Genomic DNA, 20,921 nt, shown 5'->3' on the forward strand with positions numbered 1-20,921 from the left:
GACTTGCATGTGTAAGGCATGCCGCCAGCGTTCAATCTGAGCCAGGATCAAACTCTATAGTTCGATCTTGATTTTTGCGCCCCATCTCGCGATGAAGCAAAACTCACAAAAACGGAATTGAAGTGAACTTCACTTCTATTCTCATGAGCGTTTTTAAGTCTTGCGACTTGTTCCGAAGAACTTGTGCAATTACCTTCAAACGCCCACGCTTATCGGCTGTAATTTTTTAACGATCACCGAAGCAACTTGTCGTTTACTTCGTTTGCTTGCTGCGATCAGCGAAGCCTTGTAGTCTAGCACGATTTTTAAAGAATCGCCAAACTTTTTTCGCTTTCCATTTCTTCGCTATTCGCAGCTCACAACTTTCATTGTCAGCCGCCGAAGTCATTTCAGCGGAGCCTTGTAGTCTAGCACGATTTTTTCAAATCTCACCAAACTTTCCTGGCTTTTCGCCTCAACCAACTTCTTTCGCAACCCGCAACATTCATCGCAAGTCGCTGAAGCAGTTCGTTTCAGCGAAGCCTTCGATTATGCACCGTTTTTTCAAACCGCGTCAACTTTCGAAGACTTTTTCTTCACCCCATCCAACCACCTCCGAAGAGACCGGCTGGACCTGAACACCAAGAGGTATTCAGCAGCGAAGCCCACGAGTATATGACAGATTTCGGCCTTCGCAAGACCTCCCGCAAAGAAACTTGAAGCGGGTCCCTCCAGGGGCCTGTTCCCAGAGGCTGTCCTATCTCTATATAGAAGCCACAGGCAGCCTGACATCGCCTCCTCCGATAATCCGCGCCACATGGCACTCATCACACTCCTCGACGCGCAGCTCGCGTTCGGTCACGTTCCGCTGCTGGATCATGCGGACTTCTCTCTTCTCGAATCGGAGCGCATCGGCCTGATCGGCCGCAACGGCGCCGGCAAGTCTTCCCTGCTCAAGATACTTGGCGGCTTGGAGAAGACCGACGACGGCACCCTGCAGCTGCAGCAGAACCTCCGCGTCGCCTATGTCGCCCAGGAGCCCTCGCTGGATATGGATGCGGACGTCTTCACCGCCGCCAGCCAGGGCCTCGCCCCCGTCATCGCCCTGCGCGATCTCTATCTCTCTGGTGCGGAGGGCCTCGACCTCGACGCCCTCCAGTCCCAGATCGAAGCCTTCGACGCCTGGAACTGGGAACAGCGCGTGGAGGAAACGCTGCACCGCCTGCATCTCGATCGCGACGCCCGCGTCGGCTCGCTCTCCGGCGGCACCCGCAAGCGCGTGGCCCTGGCGCAAGCCCTGGTGGCCGCCCCTGACGTCCTCCTGCTCGACGAGCCCACCAACCACCTGGACCTCGACTCCATCGAATGGCTCGAGCAGCTTCTGATCGACTTCAAGGGCAGCGTCGTCACCGTCACCCATGACCGAAGCTTCCTGAACCGCGTCGCGACCCGCATCGTCGAGCTCGACCGGGGCAAGCTGGGTTCCTACCCCGGCAACTTCGAGCAGTACCTCGCCCAGAAGGAAGAGCAGCTCGCCCAGGAGGCGGTCATCAACGCCAAGGCCGACAAGCTCCTGGCCCAGGAGGAGATCTGGATCCGCAAGGGCGTGGAAGCCCGCCGCACCCGCAGCCAGAGCCGCATCACCCGCCTGCAGGAACTGCGCGCCAGCCACGCAGCCCGCCGGAACGTGCAAGGCAGCGTCAACATGGACGTGGCTTCCGGCCAGGCCAGCGGCAAGATCGTGGCCGAGCTCACCGACGCCACCAAGTCCTTCGGCGAGAAGACCGTGATCCGCAAGTTCAGCGGCACCATCCTGCGCGGCGACAAGGTCGGCCTGCTCGGCCCCAACGGCGCGGGCAAGACCACCCTGCTGAAGCTGATCCTCGGCGAGCTCGAGCCCGACAGCGGCAAGATCCGCCGCGGCACCAACCTGCAGGTGGCGTACTTCGACCAGATGCGCGACAAGCTCGATCTCGACGCCACGCTGGAAGACTTCATCAGCCCCGGCAGCGAATGGATCGAGATCGGCACCCAGAAGAAGCACGTCAAGAGCTACCTCTCCGACTTCCTCTTCTCCCCCGCGCGCGCCAACTCCCCCGTTCGCTCGCTCAGCGGCGGCGAGCGCAACCGCCTGCTGCTGGCCCGACTGTTCGCCCGTCCGGCCAACGTGCTGGTGCTCGACGAGCCGACCAACGACCTCGACATCGACACCCTCGAGCTGCTCGAGAACCTGCTGCAGGACTACGACGGCACCGTGTTCCTCGTGAGCCACGACCGCACTTTCCTCGACAACGTGGTCACCAGCACCATCGCCTATGAAGGCGACGGCCGCTGGCGCGAGTACGAGGGCAGCGTGCAGGACTGGCTGACCCAGTCGAAGCGCGCCCGCGAGATCGCCGAGCAGCGCCTCGCCGCCGCTGCGGCAGCAGCCCCGGCCGCGGCTCCCGCGCCCGCCCCTGCAGCGGAGGCTCCCGCCTCCAAGACGGCACCGGGCGTTCGCAAAAAGCTCTCTTACAAGGAGCAGCGCGAACTGGACACCCTCCCCGCCCAGATCGCGGCCCTCGAGACCGAGCAGCAGCGCATCACCGAGATGCTCGAGCTGGACGGCGGCGCCATCTACGCCACCGACTCCTCGCGCGCAGCCGAACTGGCGGAGCGCCACGCCAAGATCGACGACGAGCTCCTGGCCGCCATGGAGCGCCAGGAAGAACTCTCCGCCGGGCGCTGACACCCGGGCGCGCCTGCCGTCCGACGCGCGGCGGGCGCCGACTAGGCTATATATGCGGCACCTCCCTCCAAGCCCCGGGAAAGCCGCATGCCTTCATCCTTCCAGACGTTCTTCCGCCGATCGGCGGCACTGCTGGCGCTGCTGATCCTCGGCGCCTGCGCGCAGCTGCCGCAGAACGTCGACCGCCCCGTCTCGACCGCCATCGCCTCGCCGGCCACCGGCACCGCGCTGGCCGATCTGGTCCAGCAGCGCCGGCAGGCCGAAAAGGCCCGCTACGAGTCCGGCTTCCTGCTGCTGGGCGGTCCGCAGGCGGCCTACGGCAGCCGCCTCGCGTTGATCGAAGGCGCCCAGAAGACGCTCGACCTCCAGTACTACGCCATCCACGCCGACGCCAGCACCGGCCGCCTGGTGCGCGGCCTGCGCGCGGCCGCCGAGCGCGGCGTGCGGGTGCGCGTGCTGCTCGACGACTTCCACACCACCGGCCGCGACGCGCTGGTGCTGGGCCTGGCCTTCATTCCCAACATCGAGATGCGGCTGTTCAACCCGCTCGCGGGTTCGCGCGATTCCACCTTCAGCCGCCTGCTCAACTCGATAGACGACGCCTCGCGCATCCAGCAGCGCATGCACAACAAGCTGTTCCTGGCCGACAACGTGCTGGGCGTGACGGGCGGGCGCAACCTCGGCGACGCCTACTTCGGCAATGCGGCCAACGGCAACTTCGTCGATGTCGACGTGCTGGCGGCCGGCCCCATCGTGCAGGACCTGTCACGCAGCTTCGACAGCTACTGGAACAACGAGCGCGCCTATCCGGTGCAGTCGCTGGTCACGCGCGAGGAATTCCAGGCCATGCGCGACCGCGCGAGAAAGGCCGACCAGGAACTGGCCGAGGAGTCGGCCCGCCAGCAGGAAGGAGGCGCCGGAGCCCCCACGGCAGCCCAGCGCGCCCGCGCCTGGGACGAGAAGCCGCTCGACCTGCGTACCGCCACCTTCGTCTGGGCGCCGGCCGTGATGCTGGCCGACAAGCCCGGCAAGATCCCGGCTGACTCCGATCCCGGCAACCGGAAGGCGCCCGGCCTCGTGGTCAGCCGGCCCGACGACAAGGCCGGCAGCTCGCGCGGCGCGGCCTCGCTGGAAGCGGCCTCCGACCTGGCTGCCGGCGGCGACACCGTGGTCGAGGGGCTGCTGCAGCTCATCGGCCAGGCACGAACCGACCTGGTCATCATCTCGCCCTACTTCGTGCCCGGAAAGGACATGCTGCAGGCCTTCTCCACCGCCCGGGCGCGCAACGTGCGCATCCGCGTGCTGACCAACTCGCTGGCCTCGAACGACGCGCCGGTGGCCCACGTCGGCTATGCGCGCCACCGCGAGGAACTGCTGAAGATGGGCATCGAGCTCTACGAACTGCGCAGCGAGCAGGCGAGCTTCGGCAACGTCTTCGGCTCCTCGGGCGGCAGCAGCGGAAGCTCGGGCGTGTCGGGCGAATCGCGCGCGATGCTGCACTCCAAGGTACTGGTGATGGACGGCCGGCTGCTGGTGGTGGGCTCGATGAACCTCGACCTGCGCTCGCAGCTGCAGAACACCGAGATCGCGCTGCTGATCCGCAGCAACGAGCTTTCGCGCGCGGCCTCGGAGCAGATCGAGCGCGGCATGCGCGAGCGCTCGTGGCACGTCGAGCTGGTCGACGGCTCGCTGCTGTGGCGCGCGCCCGAGGGCAGCGGCCTGAAGGACAGCACCACCGAGCCCGACGCCAGCGCCACGCTGCGGCTGCTGCTCAAGCTCTTCGGACCGCTGGCGCCCGACCAGCTGCTCTGAAACCCTGAAGCTGCCGCTCAGTGCTTGTGCTGGTGCGCCGCTCCGGCCGCATCGGCACCTTCGGGCGTACCCACGGGCAGCGTCACGTCGAGCGAGGTCTTCACGCCCTTGGCGTCCTCGAACTTCAGCGTCATCGGCACGGTCGCGCCCTTTGCCAGCGCGCCCTTCAGGTCCATCATCATCACGTGGTAGCCGCCGGGCTTGAGCTCGACGGTCTGGCCCGCGGGCAGGTCGAGGCCGCCCGTGAGCTCGCGCATCTTCATGGTGCCGCCTTCCATCTTCATCTCGTGCACTTCGGCAACACCGGCGGCCGGCGTGGAGATGCTCACCAGCTTCGCGCCGGTGGGCGAAGTCAGCTTCATGAAGGCGCCCGTGCCGCTCTGGCCCGGCACCGACTGGCGCACCCAGCCATCGCGCACGTCGACCGTGGCCACGCCTTGGGCCACCACGTTGAGCTTCGCGGCCGGGCTCTTCAGGCCGGCGGTCGAGTTGCCGGAAGCCGGCACCTCGGCCCAGTCGGCCGCGCCGGTGTCGCAGGTCTGCAGCACCTTGAACCACAGCGTGCCGGGCGTCGTGGGCACCTTGCCGCGCAGCACGAATTCGGCGCGCTCGCTGCCGGGCAGCGCGTTCTCGGGCTTCTCGGCGGTCCAGCGGACCTCGCCGTCGCCGTCCTTCGCGCTCTTCTGCACGTCGAGCTTCCATCCCTTGCGCGCCTGCGCGTCGCTCAGGATGAAGCCCTTGGGCAGGCGCACCGCCAGGCCGGTCGTGGCCTTGGCGCCTTCGCAGGCGTGGCCGACGCGGAAGGCGGCGTCGTAGTCGCTGCCGACGGTGACGCCGCCCGGCCGCAGGGTGACGTGCGCCACCGCGGCGCCCATGCCGGCCAGCATGGCGCAGGCAGCGGCGGTGGTCCTGAGGATGGCCATCGAAGTCGTTTTCATCATGTCGTGTGGTCCTTGCAGTTGAAGTGGAAGAGTCAGAGGTCGAACTTGAGTTCGGCCACGTAGGTGCGCTGCGGGTACGGGTGGAAGGCCCAGTACTTGTTGTTGTTCAGGTTGTCGATGCCGAAAGAGGCGCTCCACTGCCGGTCGATCCGGTAGCGGACGCGCGCGTCGACCACGAAGAACTTCGAGAAGCCCATGTAGGCGAAGCCGTTGGGGTCGCTGTTGTCGAGCGTGCCGTACTGCCTGCCGCTGTAGCGCGCGCCGACGGTGTAGCTCCAGCGGTCGTCCGGCCGGTAAGTGGCGAGCAGCGTGGCGCGCACCCTCGGCACGCGCGGCTGGTCGTGGCCGACGCTGGCCGGAAAGCCGCTGTTGGCCGTGATCTTCGATCGCGTCAGCGTGAGGCTGCCGCTCAGGTCCAGCCCGCGCACGCCCACGTCGACCGCGTTCAGCGCCACCTCGAGCCCGCGCGTGCGGATGGCGTCGACGTTCTGCACCGTGCTCACGAGGTTGTTGAGCGCCTGCGTGTAGAGCGCGTCCTTCGTGTTCTCGAAGAACAGCGTGGTGCGCAGCACGCCGTCGAGCCCCCAGCCCTTGAGGTCGCGTTCCGCGGTGAGCTCGGTGGTCCACGAGCGCTCGGGGCGCAGGTTGGGGTTGGTGTTGACGATGCGGTTGCCGTCGATCGAGCCCTGGTAGAGCTCGGTCACCGTCGGCATGCGCACTGCCCGACCGGTCGAGGCCTTGAGCAGCCAGTCGGAGGTGGCCTGCCACGCGACGGCGGCCTTGGGTGAGTCGTAGCTGTTCTTGCGCGGCGAGAAGTCCAGCAGCGTGCTCGCGTTGCCGAGCTGGCCGCCGTAGGCCTCCCAGCGTTCGTGGCGCAGGCCCAGCGTGGTCTTCCAGTCCTTCGCGAAGCGCCAGGTGTCCTGCACGTAGAGCGACTGCAGCCGGGTGTTGCCGTTGAAGGCCGAGAACGGCGTGACGGGCGAGCCGTCGATCCAGTCGAGCGTGTTGCCGACGCTGGTGCGAAGCCGCGCCGTGTCCTGCTGGAAGCCGAAGTCGACCACGTGCGCGCCCACGCCCTCGGCCGAGCCGGTGGGCCGCCAGGTGCCGGCAGCCTTGAAGGTGTTCCAGCCGGTGCCGCCCATGTCGGTGGTGCGGCCCGGGCCGCCGCTGAAGGCGCCCGGCAGCGGCGTGGTGGGCGTGCGCGAGGTGTCGCGCGAATAGTCGTACAGGCTGGCCGCCACCTCCCAGTCGAACACGCCGCCGGTATGGCTCTTCACCGAGAGTCCGTGCATGTAGTGCGTGAGCGCGGTCTCGGTCGGCGCGAGCGCGGCGCTGGGCGAATCGAGGTTGTAGGTGCGCCCGCCGATGTTCACCCGCCCGCCGTACACCGGCCGGCCGAGGGCGTCGCGCAGCCAGGTCTCGACACCACCGTGCGTGGTGTTGTTCCAGGCGCCCAGCGTGTAGGTGGCGCGCACCGTGGGCGAGAAGTCGTAGGCCACCTTGAGCTTGGCCTGCTCCTGCGTGGTGTCGTAGATGGTGGAGCCGCCCACCAGCCACCAGGGCTGGTTCGACGGGTTCAGCCCGCCCACTGCACCGGTGACGGGCGTGCCGGCGCTGCCCACGGTGCCGGCGCTGACGAGCCGGTTGCCGAACACCAGCGCCTGGCCCTTGCTGTGCGTGCGCGAGGCGCTGAGCCACCACGACCAGTCGCCGCTGCGGCTGCCCAGCGACAGGTCGAGCTGCTGCCCGGCCGGCGACGAGTGGCTGTTGTACAGGTCGAAGTTCGACACGAAGCCGCTGAGCTTGACGTGCGCCTCCAGCTTCGTGGGCATGCGCGTGACGTAGTCGACCACCGCGCCCACCGAGTTGCCGGGGTACGCGGCCGAGAACGGCCCGTAGAGCACGTCGACGCGCTCGATCTCCTCGGGCGACACCATGCCCCAGCGCGGCGCGTAGGTGGCGCCGTTGCCCAGCGGGTTCGACAGCATGATGCCGTCGGCGAACACCATCGAGCGCGCGCTGTTGCCGGTGCCCGAGGCGCGCGTGGCGAGCACGGCGTGGTTGAAGTCGCCGATGTAGCGCTTGCGCACGACCAGGCTCGGCAGGTACTTCAGCGCGTCCTCGCTGTCGGTGGCGTTGACGGTCTCGACGATCTGGTCGTGCGTCACGCCTTCGATGGTGGTCGGGATCTGGGCCGGCAGCGAGGTCGGCCGGCCGCCCGTCACCGTGACGATGCCGAGCGTGCGGCCGCCGCCGGCGCCCTCGGGCGCGTCCGCGGACGGCTGCTGCTGCGCCAGCACGGGCGCGGCGAGCGGGAATGCCATAGCGATCGCCAGGGCGCGGGAATGCTTTTTCAAGAGGGACCTTCTCCGTGAAACTTCAAGCCGGACAGGCCGCGCACGCGCATCGGGCGCGCGTGCACAGCTACGGTTTCGAGAGCGTCAGGAGAAAGTCGGGGGCCCGCGCGCCGGCAAAGGCGCCGCGGTGGCCGCGGCCAGGCGCGCGGCGGGGATGAGCTGGACCACGCGGCCCAGCGGCAGGGGAAGATCGAAAACGGGAGCCGCCGCGACCGGCGGCGGCGCGCCGGTGAGCACGCACAGCGGGCAGTCCATGTGCGAGGCGCCCATTTCGCGCGCCCCGTCATTGGTATGGACCACCACCTTGATGGAGCCGGCTCCGGAGCACACCAGCTCCACGGCCTGCGGGTTGACCAGCGGAGAGGCCACCGCCACGCCCAGCGACATCACGAACCACAGCAGCACCCACCGGCCGGCGAGGGCGATGGAGCGGGTGGATCGGTGCAGCGCGTGCATGGCGGCCGCGATTATCTGCGCACTTTGCCCTTGGCGGCAGGGGCTGCGGCCTTGGAGGCCGTCGTCTTGGTGGCTGCCTTGGCCGGTGCCCGGGCCCCGCCCCTGGCCGCGGCGGGCGCCGCCTTGGCCGGCTTTCCACCCCTTGCAGCCGCTGCAGGCGCAGCCTTCCCGCGCTGGCCCTTGACCGCCTTGCCGCCGCGCACTGCCCTGGGCGCCGGCGAAGGCGCCGCGAGCGCGGGCATCGGCTGCGCCGTCTGCTCCTGCGCGTTGGTGAGCACCGGCGTCACTGTGAAGCCGCGCGCCGCCATCAGCGTGGGCAGCCCCTGCGGGCCGATCATGTGCAGCGCGCCGACCGCGGCGAACACGCCCTTGCCGCCGGCGTGAAGGCGCTCGATGCCGTCGGCGAGGTTCGGGTTGCGGTCGTCGAGCAGGCGCTTGAGCAGCCGCTGCTCGGCGGGCGTGTTGAGGCAGTCGCACCATTCGGGATAGCGCGCGAGCCGTGCAGCATCGCTGCGCGCCCAGACGTCGGCCAGTTCCTTGAGCTGGCCGCGCAGCTTGCCGGACTCCAGCTCGTCGAGCGCCGCGTCGACCTGCTCGGCCTCTTCGGACTCGGAGCCGCCGGTCAGCACCTTGAGCTGGTCGGCCGCATTCTCGAGAGCGACGATCGGCTTGTTGTTGTTGCGGGCGGCGACCGCCAGGGTTTCGTCTACGCCGAATTCCGGGTACAGCCCGTCGGGGCGCCCCACCAGCCCGGCCAGCGCCGTGACCTGCAGGATCGGCTGCAGCTTCGACAGCGAACCCGGCGGCACGCAGGCCTCGGTGTTCTGGCGTTCCAGCCGGCGGGCGCGCTCGCCGCTGAGCATGCGCGCCAGCAACTCGGGATCGGCCGGCCGGCCCATGGCGCGGGCGGTGGACTCGTCGCGCATGTCGAGTTCGAGCGCGACGGTGTCGCTCTGCATCAGCGCCTTCTGGATGGTCGGGCCGGGTCGCACCCAGTCGCCCCGGCCGATGTGGATGGTGCCGTAGAGCCACGAGGTGCGCCCGTCGCGCTCGATGCGCCAGAGCACCCCGCGGTCGATGCCGTTGCGCAGGCCGGCGCCGGGCTTCTCGAGGCTCGCGATGGCCGATGGCGGGCAGGTCGCGGCATGGGCCGCGGCGAGGGTGAACATGCAGCACGCGCCGGCCAGGAGCCGCAGCGGCACGCGCCGGAGTTCCGGCGCGGAAGGAGAAGGAAAAAGGGCGTCGCGCATCCGAGCGACGAAGGTCCGGAGTATCCGCAAGGCTTGCTCCATGATGAAAGAAAGTCCGGCATTCTCACAGCACCGCTGCCCATAATCCGAAACCATGCAGAGCATCTTCCACCTTGCCTTCAATGTCCGCGACCTCGACGGCGCCCGCCGCTTCTACGGCGGCGTACTCGGTTGCGCCGAAGGCCGCAGCACCGACACCTGGGTCGATTTCGATTTCTTCGGCCACCAGATTTCTCTTCATTTGGGCGAACCCTTCGCCACCGCCCCCACCGGCCGCGTCGGCGACGTGATGGTTCCGATGCCGCACTTCGGCCTCGCGCTCGCGCTGCCCGACTGGCAGGCCATGGCGAAGCGGCTCGAGGCCGCCGGCACCGAGTTCGTGCTGAAGCCGCAGGTGCGCTTCGAGGGCCAGCCGGGCGAGCAATGGACGATGTTCTTCCTCGATCCGTTCGGCAATCCGATCGAGGTCAAGGGCTTCCGTTCGCTGGACACCCTCTACGACAAGTAGGCAGCCAATGATCCCGCGCCCGGCCGCCGTCATCGGTCTCCTCGCGCTGCTGTGCGCCACGCTCGCGCATGCCCAGCTCGACTGCGAGATCAACGGCCGCAGCGTGAACCCCGACGACGGCAGCAGCACCGCGGGCAAGACCGGCCTGCTGCGCTGCAAGGACCGCTCGACCGGCGAGCTGCAGCGCGAGTCGCAGATACAGAACGGCGTGTCGATGGGCCTGGTGCGCATCTACGAGAAGGGCAAGCTCGCCAAGGAGCACAGCCTCAACGCCAAGGGCAACCTGCAGGGCCGCGCGCGCGAGTTCTCGCCCACCGGCCGCGTGCTGCGCGACGCCACCTACGACGACGGCCAGGAGCGCGGTCTGGTGCGCAGCTTCTACCCCGACGGCAAACTGCGCCGCGCGATCTTCTATCCCAACTCGGACACCGGCGGCGGCAACGAGCGCGCGTCGGTCGAGTTCACCGAGCACGGCCAGCTCTCGGCCCTGCGCTGCGCCGACGCGCCCACGCTGGCGCCGGTGGTCGACGACGCCAAGCTCTGCGGCTTCTCGGGCACGGGCCCGTCGCAGGTCGACCTGTTCGATGCCCGCGGCACCCTGCGCTCGCGGCTCGCGTACGTGTCGGGCAAGCGGGTGCGCGCGCAGAGCTTCTACGACAACGGCAAGACCTCGTCGCTCGACGAGACGGTGGGCAACCAGCGCACCGAACAGAGCTTCTCGTCAGAAGGCGTCAAGCGCCGCGAGACGGCGTTCCTGCTGGTGGAGCGCGCCAGCATCCGCGTGCGCGAGCAGGCCTTCTCCGAGAAAGGCACGCTGGTGCGCGACCAGCGCTGGAACAGCGCGGGCGAGCCGATCGTCGACGACAGCTACTACCTCAACGGCCAGCCGCGCAGCAAGTCGGCCTACAGCGGCAGCGGCGACGCGCGCGCGGTAGAGATCACCGAGTTCTACGACAGCGGCCAGCGCGCCGCGCAGGGCCGCTACGAGCTCCAGGGCCGCAACCGGCAGATTCCGGTCGGCACCCACCAGCGCTTCAGCGAAAAAGGCACGCTGCTGGCCGAGTCGAACTTCGACGCCAAGGGCCGCGTGACGCGCGAGCGCGCCTGGGACGAGAACGGCGAGCTGCAGCGCGACGACGAAGTCTTCGAGGACGGCTCACGCAAGGCGTACACAAGATAACGCCCCCAGGCTCCGCGCACTTCGTGTCGCTGCGCCAACCCCCTACCGGGGGCGACACCTGCGGCCCGGCGAAGCCGGTTCCGCGGTGTCCCGCGAAAAGAGCTGCTCCTGGCGAGCTCAGTCCAGCTTGATCCCCGCCTGCTTGATGATCGGCCCCCAGCGCTTCGACTCGGCGCGCGACAGCGCCGCGAACTGCGCCGGCGTGCCCGGCATCGCTTCCATGCCGAAGTCGTCGAAGCGCTTCTGCACCGCGGGCGTGCTGAAGGCCTTGTTCAGGTCGCCGTTGAGCTTGTTCACCACGGCCGCCGGCAGGCCGGCCGGGCCGAGGATGCCCTGGAACGCGAACACCTCCGTATTGGGCACGCCCACCTCGGCCAGCGTCGGCACGTTGGGCAGCGGCTTGCTGCGCGCGCCCGAGCCGATGGCCAGCACGCGCACCTTGTTGCTCTGCATGATCGGCAGGCCCGAGGCCAGGTCGAGGAACATGCAGGGTACCTGCCCGCCCATCACGTCGGCCATGGCCGGCGCCGCGCCGCGGTACGGAATGTGGGTGATGAAGGTGCCGGTGCGCACCTTGAACATTTCCATGGCCAGGTGGTGCGGCGAACCGTTGCCGGGCGAGGCGTAGTTGACCTTGCCGGGGTTGGCCTTCACGTAGGCCAGGAAGTCCTTGAAGTTCTTCGCCGGGAAGTCGGGGTGCACGACCAGTGCCAGCGGGAACTTGCCGATGGCGCCGATGTACGTGAAGTCCTTCTCGGGGCTGAAGGGCAGCTTGCTGAAGAGATGCTCGTTGAAGGCCAGCACCGCGTTGTCGGCCGACAGGATGGTGTAGCCGTCGGGCTTGCTCTTGGCGACGATGTCGGCGCCGATGTTGGTCGATGCGCCGGGGCGGTTGTCGACCACGATCTGCTGGCCCAGCGTCTGGCGCATGGCCTCGGCCAGCACGCGTGCGATCACGTCGGTGCCGCCGCCCGCCGGATAGGGCACGACCCACTTGATGAGCTGTGCGGGGTACTCCTGCGCGCGGGCGAAGGGCGATGCGGCCATTGCGGCGCCGGAGGCGAGCGTGGCGAGAAGGGTGCGGCGATCCATGGAAGCGGTCTCCAATCAGCTAGTTGTATGTAGTTCCGGAAATCAGGAAGCGGACAGCGATGGTACGGGCAGCGCGCGCAGGGCGTCGGCCAGCGCGGCGCGGCAGCGCGCCTCGTCGCCGACCTGCTCGAACAGCAGCAGCGCGAGCCGCGCGAGGAACAACGATTCGCGCTCGGCGCCGGCTTCGGAGATGGCGCGCGCGCACTCGGCATACAGCCGGTCGCGGGCGTCGGGTTGAAGTTGGGATGCAGTAGTCATGCGGAAAGCTCCCGGGCCGCTCGGGCCAGTGCGGGTTGCAGGGCGCCCGGCGGCAGGCGGTGCCAGCGCGCGGCCACGTGGCCGTCGGGGCGCAGCAGGTAGACCGCGCCGTCCCGCGCGCCGAGCGCCTCGAAGACTTCGGGCGTGGCGTGCGCATCGGCGCCGTCGGTGCCCGGGCTGGCGATACTGCGCAACACGAAGGGCAGCGCGCCCTTCCGTGCCCGCTCGATGTCCGCAGCCGGCAGCGCGACGAGGTCGGGCCGCAGCACCAGCAGCGTGAAGGTGGGCGCGATCCAGTCGGTGAGGTGACCGCGTTCGAGCTGCTGCTCGGGCATCGCCTCGCCCGGCAGCGGGCCTGCGGGCAGCGCGTCGCCATCGCTCGACAGCGACGAGGCGGCATAGCGCACCGCCTGCGTCTGGCGCGGATTGATGAGCTGCGCGATGCCGCGATGCTCCTCCGACAACGACAGCGCCGCCTCGCGCAGCAGGTCGAAGCCGCGCGACGGTGGCGACATGAACTCGGTGCTGCGCATCGCGTTCTCGGCGTTCACGTGGAAGGCCTCGATGCGCTCCTGCGAGTACGAGTCGAGCAGCGCCGCGTCCGACAGGCCCTTGGCCACGAAGGCCAGCTTCCACGCGAGGTTGTCCGCGTCGTCGAAGCCCGAGTTGAGCCCGCGCACGCCGAAGATCGGCATCGCATGCGCCGCGTTGCCCGCGAAGACGACGCGGCCGCGGCGGTAGCTCTCGAGCGTCATCGCACCGGCACGATAGACCGAGGTCCACACCGTCTTCCACGGCAGGTGGCCTTCGCCGATGGCGTCGAGATGGCGCTGCACGAATTCGGCCACCGCCGCCGGCTGCAGCGCCTCCTCGGTGCTCTGGCCGGGGCGCAGCTGGTAGTCGATGCGCCAGATGTCGTCGGGCTGGCGGTGCATGAGCACGGTCGAGCCGGGGTTCCACGGCGGATCGAACCAGGCGCGGCGTTCGGTCGGGTGGCCGCTCTTCAGTTCGATGTCGATGATCACGTAGCGGCCTTCGTAGCCCGTGCCTTCCAGCGCGAGCCCCATCGTCTTGCGCACGAAGCTCTGGCCGCCGTCGCAGGCCGCGAGCCACTGGCCGCGCAGCCGGTAGGCACCTTCGGCATTGCGCACATCGAGCGTCACGCCTGCGTCGTCCTGCGAGAGGCCGGTGAGCTCGGTGCCCCAGCGGATGTCGACGAGCCCCGGCGTGCGCTCGTTGCGGCGCAGGATTTCCTCCAGCAGGTAGTGCTCGGCGTAGTACTGCTCGAGATTGATCATCGGCGGCAGCTTCTGCCGCTCATCGTTCGGCATCTCGAAACGGAACACCTCGGCCGTCTTGTAGAAGCTGCGCCCGCCGGTCCATGGCAGGCCCTTGTCCATGAAGGCACGCAGCACGCCGAGCCGCTCCATGATCTCCAGGCTGCGGCGCGAGATGCAGGCCGCGCGGCTGCCAACGCACACAGTGTCGTCGGCCTCGAGGATCACGCTGCGCACGCCGTGGTTCGCGAGCCCCAGCGCGAGCGCCATGCCGACCGGGCCGCCGCCCGCGATCACCACCGGATGGCTGCCGGCTTCGACGCCGCCGGGTTCGAGCGCGGGCGTCCTGGGTTCGTAGCGCGTGTAGTGGAAGGCGCCGACGGAGGGCGGCAGTTCGGTGGCGCTGGCCGGCGGGGGCACGGGGCCGCTGGCGGCATCGCCGGGAGAGGCAGCGGGGGAGTTCGTCATCCGGCGGGATTGTCCCGATGCGCGCGGGGCGGCAATGTCATAACTTCGTACGAGGTAGTTACCCGAATCCCCGCTCTCCAATTCCCCTTTTCCACGCATGAGACGCTGGCGCATCCACCCCGCCGAAGACACGACGCTGGCCGCGGCCGTGGTCGGCGACGTGCTCTCCGGCGTGGGCACGCCGCTCCTGGCGACCAGCTATCTCAAGGCCATGCAGCGCGTGATGCCGGTGACCTTCTGCACCGTGTTCGTGGTCGACGCCGCGGGGCGCATCGAGCTCGTGTCCGCCGCCAGCAGCTACGGCAGCACGGCCGAGCGCACATCGGAGCGCTACGTGGCGCAGCGCTTCGACCTGCTCGACCCGAACATGGCCTGGCTCGCGGCGCGCAAGCTGCCGAAGCGCGCGCAGCTATGGATGGGCCACCAGCGCGCCGACGAGGTGGCCGACCCGGTGTACCGCGCCGCCTGCTATGGCGACGTGGGCATCCGCGAGCGCGCATCGGTGCTGTTGCTGCAGCCCACGGGGCAGCGCGTGGCGGTGAGCTTCTACCGCAGCCTCGCGCAGCCGGAGTTCGGCGCGGCGGACTTCGCGCTCATCGAGGCGCACGCCACGCTGCTGGCCGACGCCACCGCGGCGCACGGTCGCAGCGCCGTGGCTGCGCGGAAGGCGGTGGAACCCGCCCTCGCCTCGCGGCTGCTGAAGCTGAGCCTGCGCGAACGCGAGGTCATCGGCCACCTGATGGCCGGCCGCACGGCCAAGGAGGCCGCGCGCGAGATCGGCGTGGAGCTGACGACGGTGCGCACCCACCAGTACCGCGCGTTCCGGCGGCTGGGGATACGGTCGCAGAAGGAGCTGCTGCGCGGCGCGGGGCCGCACTGAGCGAGCAGCCTCAGTCTTCCGAGGCCTCTTCCGCCTGCGGCGCCTCGTCGCCGACTTCCCCGGCCTGCTGCGGCTTCACCAGCGACACCGGCGCTTCCTTCGGACGGCCGGCGGTGGACACGATCTCCTGGTCGATCGCACCGAACAGCGAGCGCCCGTCCAGCCCCTTCATCTCGATGCGGATGGTGTCGCCGAACTTCATGAAGTCGGTGTAGGGCTGGCCGGTCTGGATGGTCTCGATGCAGCGCTTCTCGGCGATGCACGAGTAGCCCTTGGGCCAGTCCATGTGGCCGTTCTTCTCCACGCCCTTGTTGCTCACGGTGCCGCTGCCCACGATGCTGCCGGCGCGCACGTTGCGCGTCTTGGCGATGTGGGCGATGAGCTGGCCGAAGTGGAAGGTCATTTCCGGGCCGGCGTCGCACATGCCGACCTTGCGGCCGTTCCAGCTGCTTTGCAGCGCGAGGTGCACGCGGCCTTGCTGCCAGGCCTCGCCCAGCTCGTCGAGCGTCACGGCCACGGGGCTGAAGGCGGTGGCGGGCTTGCTCTGGAAGAAGCCGAAGCCCTTGGCCAGCTCGGCCGGAATGAGGTTGCGCAGGCTCACGTCGTTGGCCAGCATCACGAGGCGGATGCCCTCCAGCGCCTGCTCGGGCGTGGCGCCCATGCGCACGTCGCCGGTGACGACCGCGATCTCGGCCTCGAAGTCGATGCCCATGGCCTCGCTGGGCACGACCACGTCGTCGGTCGGGCCGAGGAAGTCATCGCTGCCGCCCTGGTACATCAGCGGGTCGGTGTAGAAGCTCTCGGGCACTTCGGCGTTGCGCGCCTTGCGCACCAGCTCGACGTGGTTGATGTACGCCGAGCCGTCGGCCCACTGGTAGGCGCGCGGCAGCGGGGCCATGCACATCGACGGATCGAAGGGAAAGGCGTGGCGCGCGCGACCGGCGTTGAGGCTGGCGTACAGGTCCTGCAGCTGCGGGCTCATGAAGCCCCAGTCGTCCAGCACCTGCTGCAGCCGGTTGGCGATGCCGGTGGCGTAGTGGGCGAGCGTGAGGTCGCGCGATACGACGACGAGCTGGCCGTCGCGCGAGCCGTCCTTCAGGGTGGCGAGTTTCATGATGCGGTGCGTGCTTGCTGGGAGGAAGGACGGGGACGCGGCGCCGGCACGGACCGGGCGCCGCTCCCACTTAAACTGGTTGGACGGGCGGCAGTTTACCGAGGTGGTCTTCGTGAACCTCCGGGCCGGCGCCTCACTCCACACAACGATGCCGACGCTCGTCGCCCCTTCTTCCCAGTTGCCTGCAGGCCTGCCCGGGCGTCCGTCGTGGCGCGCGCTGATCGGGCTGACGCTGCTCGTGGCGCTGGTCCACGTGGTGCTGCTCGGGGTGGCGCCGATGGCCATCGGGCCGGAGCCTTCGCCGCTGGCGAGCAAGTTCAGCACGCGGACCATCGTCATCGCGCCGCCGGCCTCCGAAGCACCCGCGCCCGCCGCCGCACCGGCCCAGGCCAGGCCCGCGCCGCCGCCCAAGCCGCGACGCCCGCGCGAGCCCACGGCGCCCAGGCCGAAGCCGGCCCCGGCAGCCGTCGCGCCGACGCCGGAACCCGACACCCCCACGAATCCCGCCCCGGAAACGCCCGACCTGACGGCCCAGGCCGCTACCGATTCAGGAGCAACGCCGCCGGAAGCGGCAGCCAGCGCGCCGGCGGGCCCGACCTCTCCCGCCGGCGGCACCGGAACCGGCACCGCGGCAGCCGCCGGCGGCGAAGGCTCGGGCACCATCGCGGGCACCCAGGCGATGAAGATCCCGGGCTCGGTCACGCTCGATTTCGAGGCTACCGGTCAGTCGGGGGCCTCCCCGCAGCGCGGCGTGTTCGGCGAGCTGGTCTGGCTGCAGGACGGCAGCCGCTACGACGGACGGCTGACGCTCAAGGCGGTGTTCTTCACGCTGCTGAACTGGCACAGCACCGGGCGGATCGGCCCTTCCGGCCTCGAGCCGGAGCGCTATTCCGAGAGCCGCAAGTCCGAGGTGGCCTCGCATTTCGCGCGCGACCGGGGGCAGGTCGTGTTCAGCAACAACGCGCCTCCCGTGCCCCTGCTGGCCGGCGCCCAGGACCGCATGAGCGTGATGATGCAGCTCGGCGGCCTGCTGGCCGCCAGCCCGGAGCGCTATCCGGCCGGCACCAAGATCTCGGTGCAGACCGTGGGCCCCAAGGACGCCGATGTCTGGGTCTTCGTGGTCGGCGAGGAGGAAAAGCTCAGCCTCCCGGCCGGCGAGTACGTCGCCCGCAAGCTCACGCGCGACCCACGCCGGGATTTCGATAGGAAACTGGAGCTCTGGCTTGCGCCAGCGTACGGCTACCTTCCCGTGCGCATCAAGCAGACGGAGACCAACGGGGACTTCGCTGACGCGCAATTGCGCAAACCCCTGCCTGCGGGCCCGTCAAATTGAGGAGAAAGTCACACCAACGGAGCAAAAGGGACTGGAGATATGCCAATTAGCCTGTTGGTTTTACAAATAGACAACCTATCTTGAAACTGGCGCGTTGATTGCTATCTAACCCCCATGAACGCCATCGACATTCTCACAGGGCCCGCCATGAACATGCTTTATGACTCGGAGTCTTTCGTCGTCGTGCACGTACAGCCCAACGAGGGCGACGCGCCCGCGCAGCCGAACATGCCGGTTCTGGAGCGCCACGGCTTCGAGATCGTGGACAAGCGTTCGGGCAAGGAGGTCTACCTCGATGGCTCATGGGCGGAACTGTTCCAGCAGCAGATCGCCGCATGGCAGCTCAACACCCCTACCCAGGAAGAAGTCGAAGACACGCTCGAGGGCTACGCCGAACTGGCGCACACCCCGGTCCTAGTGCACTGAGCCCCCACCGAAAACCGCGACACGCGAGCCTCAGTAGGTCACGGTCACCGTGATGGTGTCGGAATAGCTGCCCGGCGCGGCCGTGTACTGGCCGGCGGGTATGCGTCCGTAGACGGTGTGCGTGGTGCTCGCGCTGGCATTCCCATTGAACCCGACCGATACCGAAGCGCTGCCCGACACCGTATCCGTCGCCCACACCGTTCCATAGCCCGAGCTGGTGTAGAGGTTGTAGCTCAGGGTACGGGAGCCGTAGCTCATGTAACGGCTCGCGGTCGTTCCCGAGTTTCCCGCGCTCACGCTCAACGTATAGCTCAGGGTGTCGGTCCCGAGGATGCGCCCCGAGAAAGTGGCTGTCACCGTGATGGTGCTGCTCGTGGTCGTGGCGCTCGACGTCCCCGCGCTGTAGCTGCCGAAGCTCATGGCCGTCGCGCTGACGGTGGCCGAGCAGTTCAGCGTTCCCAATCCCGAGCCCGAACATGTCGCGTGCGCCGGTGCGGCACACAGGAATAGCACGCCGATCAGCGCGCCGAGACCGATGACGCGGGCGTTCCTGTTTCGCATGTGTAGGGTCCGATCTGTGGCAAGGTGCCGGCGGTGGAGACGGGGCCGACCGTGAAGCTGCAACGCCCGCCGCGCCATCTCGCCTCGAAGCGTTCGCCCGCGCGGGGCCGGTCGAGCTGCAACGCGCCGCCGTAGCCCGTGATCAGCGGCGCGGCGCGGTTCTCTCCCACGACATCGATGCCCGCCGGCAGCGGCGAGCCGTCGGGCAGCAGGACTCGCATGGTGACGCTCGCATCGCGCGAGATGTCGAAGGTGGCCACTGCAACGCCCTTGTACGAGGGCACCACTTGCAGCACATCGGAGTGCACCTGCGCCGAGATCGGCAGGTCGCCGTTGTCCACGCTGATCCTGTTCGCCTCGTAGGCGTGCAGTCCCGTCACCAGCGCGCGCCCTTCCCCATCGGTGGTCGTCGCCAGGTTGTTCTCCCGGTAGATCCTGATGCCGGCTGCACCGGGCACCGTCACCAGCGCGAAGCCGTCGCTGGACGACTGCGCCGCGAAGAACATGCCCGACGCATAGCCCAGCGAGCCTTCGGCCAGGACTCTTGCGCTGGTTTCCTTGTCGAGCTCGACGGCCTGCGCGGTGAACGTCGCATAGGGCGTGCGCCAGGTCGCCTCGGCCTGCGCGCGCTCGGTTTCGCCGTGCGAGGCGACCACGCGCCAACCCAGGCCCTCGTCGCTCGGCGGCGTCTGGCTCACGTCGATCGTGGTGGTGGTCCTGCCGTTGTTCCGGCCCATCGTGGCCGACGCGGTCTGCCGCTCGCCCAGCGGCAGGGTCAACATCAGCCCGACCGAGGCCACGCGCTGCCGGCTCGCTGCGGTGGCCCCTGAATCGGTGCGCGCCACGTAGGTGTTCAGGTACACGGCGCCGAGCTGGATGGAATGGTTGAGCGACAGCACCTTCGCCTCGTCGCCGCTGCTGTAGCGCAGTGCCGTATAGGCCAGTCCCAGGCTGCCGAGGCGGCGGCCGAGGGCACGGCCCACGAACAGCTGGGTCTGTCCCGTGGTGTGCGTCTGGCTGTCAAGCCAGGCGACCTGCATGAAGCCCGCGCTCGCCGTCTGCCGGCTGGCCGAGAAGCTCCACTCCGGGGCGATGTGCGCGAACGAGACACGCGCCAGCCTTCCGCTGCCCGTGTCCTGCGAACGACTGGTCGCGCCGTGCATGCCGAACTCTCCCAAAGGCGCCCACACCCAGGTCAGGCCGGCGCCGGCGACCTGAAGCCGTGGACCACCCTCGCCGTGCAGTTCCAGCGTGGCCGTGTCGCTGAGACCGCGGCGCCAGTTGCCGGCGGCGAACATGCTGCCGTAGTCGTTGCTGCGAAGACCGTAGTTCAGGCGGCTCCATCCGAGGTTGACCGAGTAGTCCGACAGGCCCGCGCGCAGCAGGTTCGTGCTCACGTAGTAGGGCGTGGTGACGGTGCGCCGCACGCCCAGTGCGTCGGACACCGAGAAGCTCATCTCGCCCGCGCCGGTGAGCACCGGCACGTTGTTCAGCGAGAAGGGGCCTGAAGCAACCTGCCCCTGGTAGTGCAGCGTGTTGTTGACGTAGGCCTCGAGCGTCGACGCCACGGCCGCCCCGCCCGTGAGAGAAGGCACGGGATAGCTGATGTAGCCGGGGCTCAGCCCGAACTGGGTGCCGAACTGCAATCCGGCGAAGCGCGACGGCGTGGACCACGCGGCGTTCTGCGTGATGGCGTCGCCGACTGTCAGCCGCGTGAGGCTGTCGGGGTCGTCGAGGCGGTAGTAGCTCTCGAGCCGGACCGTCCGCGCGAGCGACGAAACACCCGCCGCATCCTGGTAGGCCGCCTGCCCGACGAGCACGCTGTTCGCCAGCAGTCCCCAATGGCCGGACACCGTGCCGTCGAGCAGCCCCGACGCGGCCGTGCCGTTGCGGTCATGCTGCAGCGCGACGCTGTAGTTGACGAAGGCGGCATTGACCGACGGCGTCAGCGCCGGCCGGCCCGCAGCCCTGCCTGCGAGCGCGTTTGCCACGAAGGCCGTCGCCGGCAGGCTCACGCGCGCCGTCTGCGTGCTTTCCTCGAGCGTCACGCTGCCGTCCGGCGACGCGGCGAGGTCGTAGTAGTCCACCCCATCGACCACTGCCGCCGTGCGATCGGGAACGACGACGCGCCATGCCTGCAGGTCTGCGCGGCTGAAGAGCAGCCGGCTGCCCTGCCGCAGCGCCGAAAGCGCGGCCCCCTGCGCCGCGCCGTTGACCTCCACGTCGACGATCAGCGCAGCGGGCGCCGCATCGTCCGCCGCCCGGGCCTGCATCGCCATCAGGCAACCGCAGAAGCAGCAG

Annotated in this window: 17 protein-coding genes and 1 rRNA gene (1 of these 18 only partly in view); 7 read left to right on the top strand and 11 right to left on the bottom strand. The window is 68.8% G+C overall.

What is annotated here, in order from left to right:
* A 16S ribosomal RNA gene (locus ABL840_RS35100) occupies positions 1-63 on the bottom strand; it reaches 1,472 nt to the left of the window's first position.
* A 733-nt stretch (positions 64-796) separates the two neighbouring features.
* On the opposite strand from ABL840_RS35100, the gene ABL840_RS35105 reads away from it, so the two are divergent.
* Positions 797-2,707: an ATP-binding cassette domain-containing protein gene (locus tag ABL840_RS35105; RefSeq protein ID WP_093306994.1), complete on the top strand. Its 1,911-nt coding sequence runs from the start codon at positions 797-799 to the stop codon at positions 2,705-2,707.
* 87 nt (positions 2,708-2,794) lie between these two features.
* Positions 2,795-4,519 (top strand): phospholipase D family protein, encoded by a 1,725-nt coding sequence (locus tag ABL840_RS35110; protein WP_093306993.1) that lies wholly within the window; start codon positions 2,795-2,797, stop codon positions 4,517-4,519.
* A 17-nt stretch (positions 4,520-4,536) separates the two neighbouring features.
* On the opposite strand, the gene ABL840_RS35115 is transcribed toward ABL840_RS35110, so the two are convergent.
* From ABL840_RS35115 to ABL840_RS35130, 4 genes are all read right to left on the bottom strand, one after another.
* A complete protein-coding gene (locus ABL840_RS35115) occupies positions 4,537-5,460 on the bottom strand; it encodes a copper chaperone PCu(A)C (protein ID WP_176947620.1) in 924 nt (307 codons plus the stop codon).
* A gap of 32 nt (positions 5,461-5,492) precedes the next feature.
* Positions 5,493-7,784 carry a TonB-dependent receptor gene (locus ABL840_RS35120; protein WP_093306991.1) on the bottom strand — a complete coding sequence of 764 codons (2,292 nt, stop codon included), beginning with the start codon at positions 7,782-7,784 and terminating at the stop codon, positions 5,493-5,495.
* A gap of 117 nt (positions 7,785-7,901) precedes the next feature.
* A complete protein-coding gene (locus ABL840_RS35125; RefSeq protein WP_093306990.1) occupies positions 7,902-8,273 on the bottom strand; it encodes a DUF2946 family protein in 372 nt (123 codons plus the stop codon).
* Positions 8,274-8,284: 11 nt separating this feature from the next.
* Positions 8,285-9,442, bottom strand: a complete 1,158-nt coding sequence (locus ABL840_RS35130) for a TraB/GumN family protein (RefSeq protein WP_240652307.1) — start codon at positions 9,440-9,442, stop codon at positions 8,285-8,287.
* A gap of 175 nt (positions 9,443-9,617) precedes the next feature.
* On the opposite strand from ABL840_RS35130, the gene ABL840_RS35135 reads away from it, so the two are divergent.
* Both ABL840_RS35135 and ABL840_RS35140 read left to right on the top strand, forming a co-directional pair.
* Entirely contained in the window at positions 9,618-10,031 is a 414-nt protein-coding gene (locus ABL840_RS35135; RefSeq protein WP_093206477.1) for a VOC family protein, read from the top strand.
* Between the two features lie 7 nt (positions 10,032-10,038).
* Positions 10,039-11,211, top strand: a complete 1,173-nt coding sequence (locus tag ABL840_RS35140; protein ID WP_093306988.1) for a toxin-antitoxin system YwqK family antitoxin — start codon at positions 10,039-10,041, stop codon at positions 11,209-11,211.
* Between the two features lie 117 nt (positions 11,212-11,328).
* On the opposite strand, the gene ABL840_RS35145 is transcribed toward ABL840_RS35140, so the two are convergent.
* The 3 genes from ABL840_RS35145 to ABL840_RS35155 are packed head-to-tail and all read right to left on the bottom strand — an operon-like array spanning position 11,329 to position 14,306.
* Complete coding sequence (locus tag ABL840_RS35145) at positions 11,329-12,303, bottom strand: Bug family tripartite tricarboxylate transporter substrate binding protein (RefSeq protein WP_093206475.1); 975 nt, start codon at positions 12,301-12,303, stop codon at positions 11,329-11,331.
* Positions 12,304-12,345: 42 nt separating this feature from the next.
* Complete coding sequence (locus tag ABL840_RS35150; RefSeq protein WP_093206474.1) at positions 12,346-12,561, bottom strand: hypothetical protein; 216 nt, start codon at positions 12,559-12,561, stop codon at positions 12,346-12,348.
* Positions 12,558-14,306 carry an FAD-dependent monooxygenase gene (locus ABL840_RS35155; protein ID WP_093306987.1) on the bottom strand — a complete coding sequence of 583 codons (1,749 nt, stop codon included), beginning with the start codon at positions 14,304-14,306 and terminating at the stop codon, positions 12,558-12,560. Before ABL840_RS35155 ends, ABL840_RS35150 begins: the two co-directional genes overlap by 4 nt.
* Positions 14,307-14,403: 97 nt before the next feature.
* On the opposite strand from ABL840_RS35155, the gene ABL840_RS35160 reads away from it, so the two are divergent.
* Positions 14,404-15,186 (top strand): helix-turn-helix transcriptional regulator, encoded by a 783-nt coding sequence (locus ABL840_RS35160; protein WP_093306986.1) that lies wholly within the window; start codon positions 14,404-14,406, stop codon positions 15,184-15,186.
* Between the two features lie 10 nt (positions 15,187-15,196).
* Here the strand turns inward: ABL840_RS35160 and ABL840_RS35165 are convergent, their stop codons facing one another.
* A complete protein-coding gene (locus ABL840_RS35165; protein ID WP_093206471.1) occupies positions 15,197-16,300 on the bottom strand; it encodes a fumarylacetoacetate hydrolase family protein in 1,104 nt (367 codons plus the stop codon).
* Between the two features lie 148 nt (positions 16,301-16,448).
* Here ABL840_RS35165 and ABL840_RS35170 point away from each other — a divergent pair, with 148 nt between their 5' ends.
* Entirely contained in the window at positions 16,449-17,633 is a 1,185-nt protein-coding gene (locus tag ABL840_RS35170; RefSeq protein WP_093306985.1) for a DUF3108 domain-containing protein, read from the top strand.
* Positions 17,634-17,747: 114 nt separating this feature from the next.
* Positions 17,748-18,059: a DUF3567 domain-containing protein gene (locus ABL840_RS35175; RefSeq protein ID WP_093206469.1), complete on the top strand. Its 312-nt coding sequence runs from the start codon at positions 17,748-17,750 to the stop codon at positions 18,057-18,059.
* 30 nt (positions 18,060-18,089) lie between these two features.
* On the opposite strand, the gene ABL840_RS35180 is transcribed toward ABL840_RS35175, so the two are convergent.
* Together ABL840_RS35180 and ABL840_RS35185 are read right to left on the bottom strand one after the other, a co-directional pair.
* Positions 18,090-18,620, bottom strand: a complete 531-nt coding sequence (locus tag ABL840_RS35180) for a spore coat protein U domain-containing protein (protein ID WP_176947619.1) — start codon at positions 18,618-18,620, stop codon at positions 18,090-18,092.
* Positions 18,578-20,899 (bottom strand): fimbria/pilus outer membrane usher protein, encoded by a 2,322-nt coding sequence (locus ABL840_RS35185; RefSeq protein WP_093429398.1) that lies wholly within the window; start codon positions 20,897-20,899, stop codon positions 18,578-18,580. The genes ABL840_RS35180 and ABL840_RS35185 overlap by 43 nt, the downstream gene beginning before the upstream one ends.
* Positions 20,900-20,921: the final 22 nt, after the last annotated feature.

The organism is Variovorax sp. NFACC27 (genome assembly GCF_048301545.1).
Classification (GTDB): domain Bacteria; phylum Pseudomonadota; class Gammaproteobacteria; order Burkholderiales; family Burkholderiaceae_C; genus Variovorax; species Variovorax gossypii.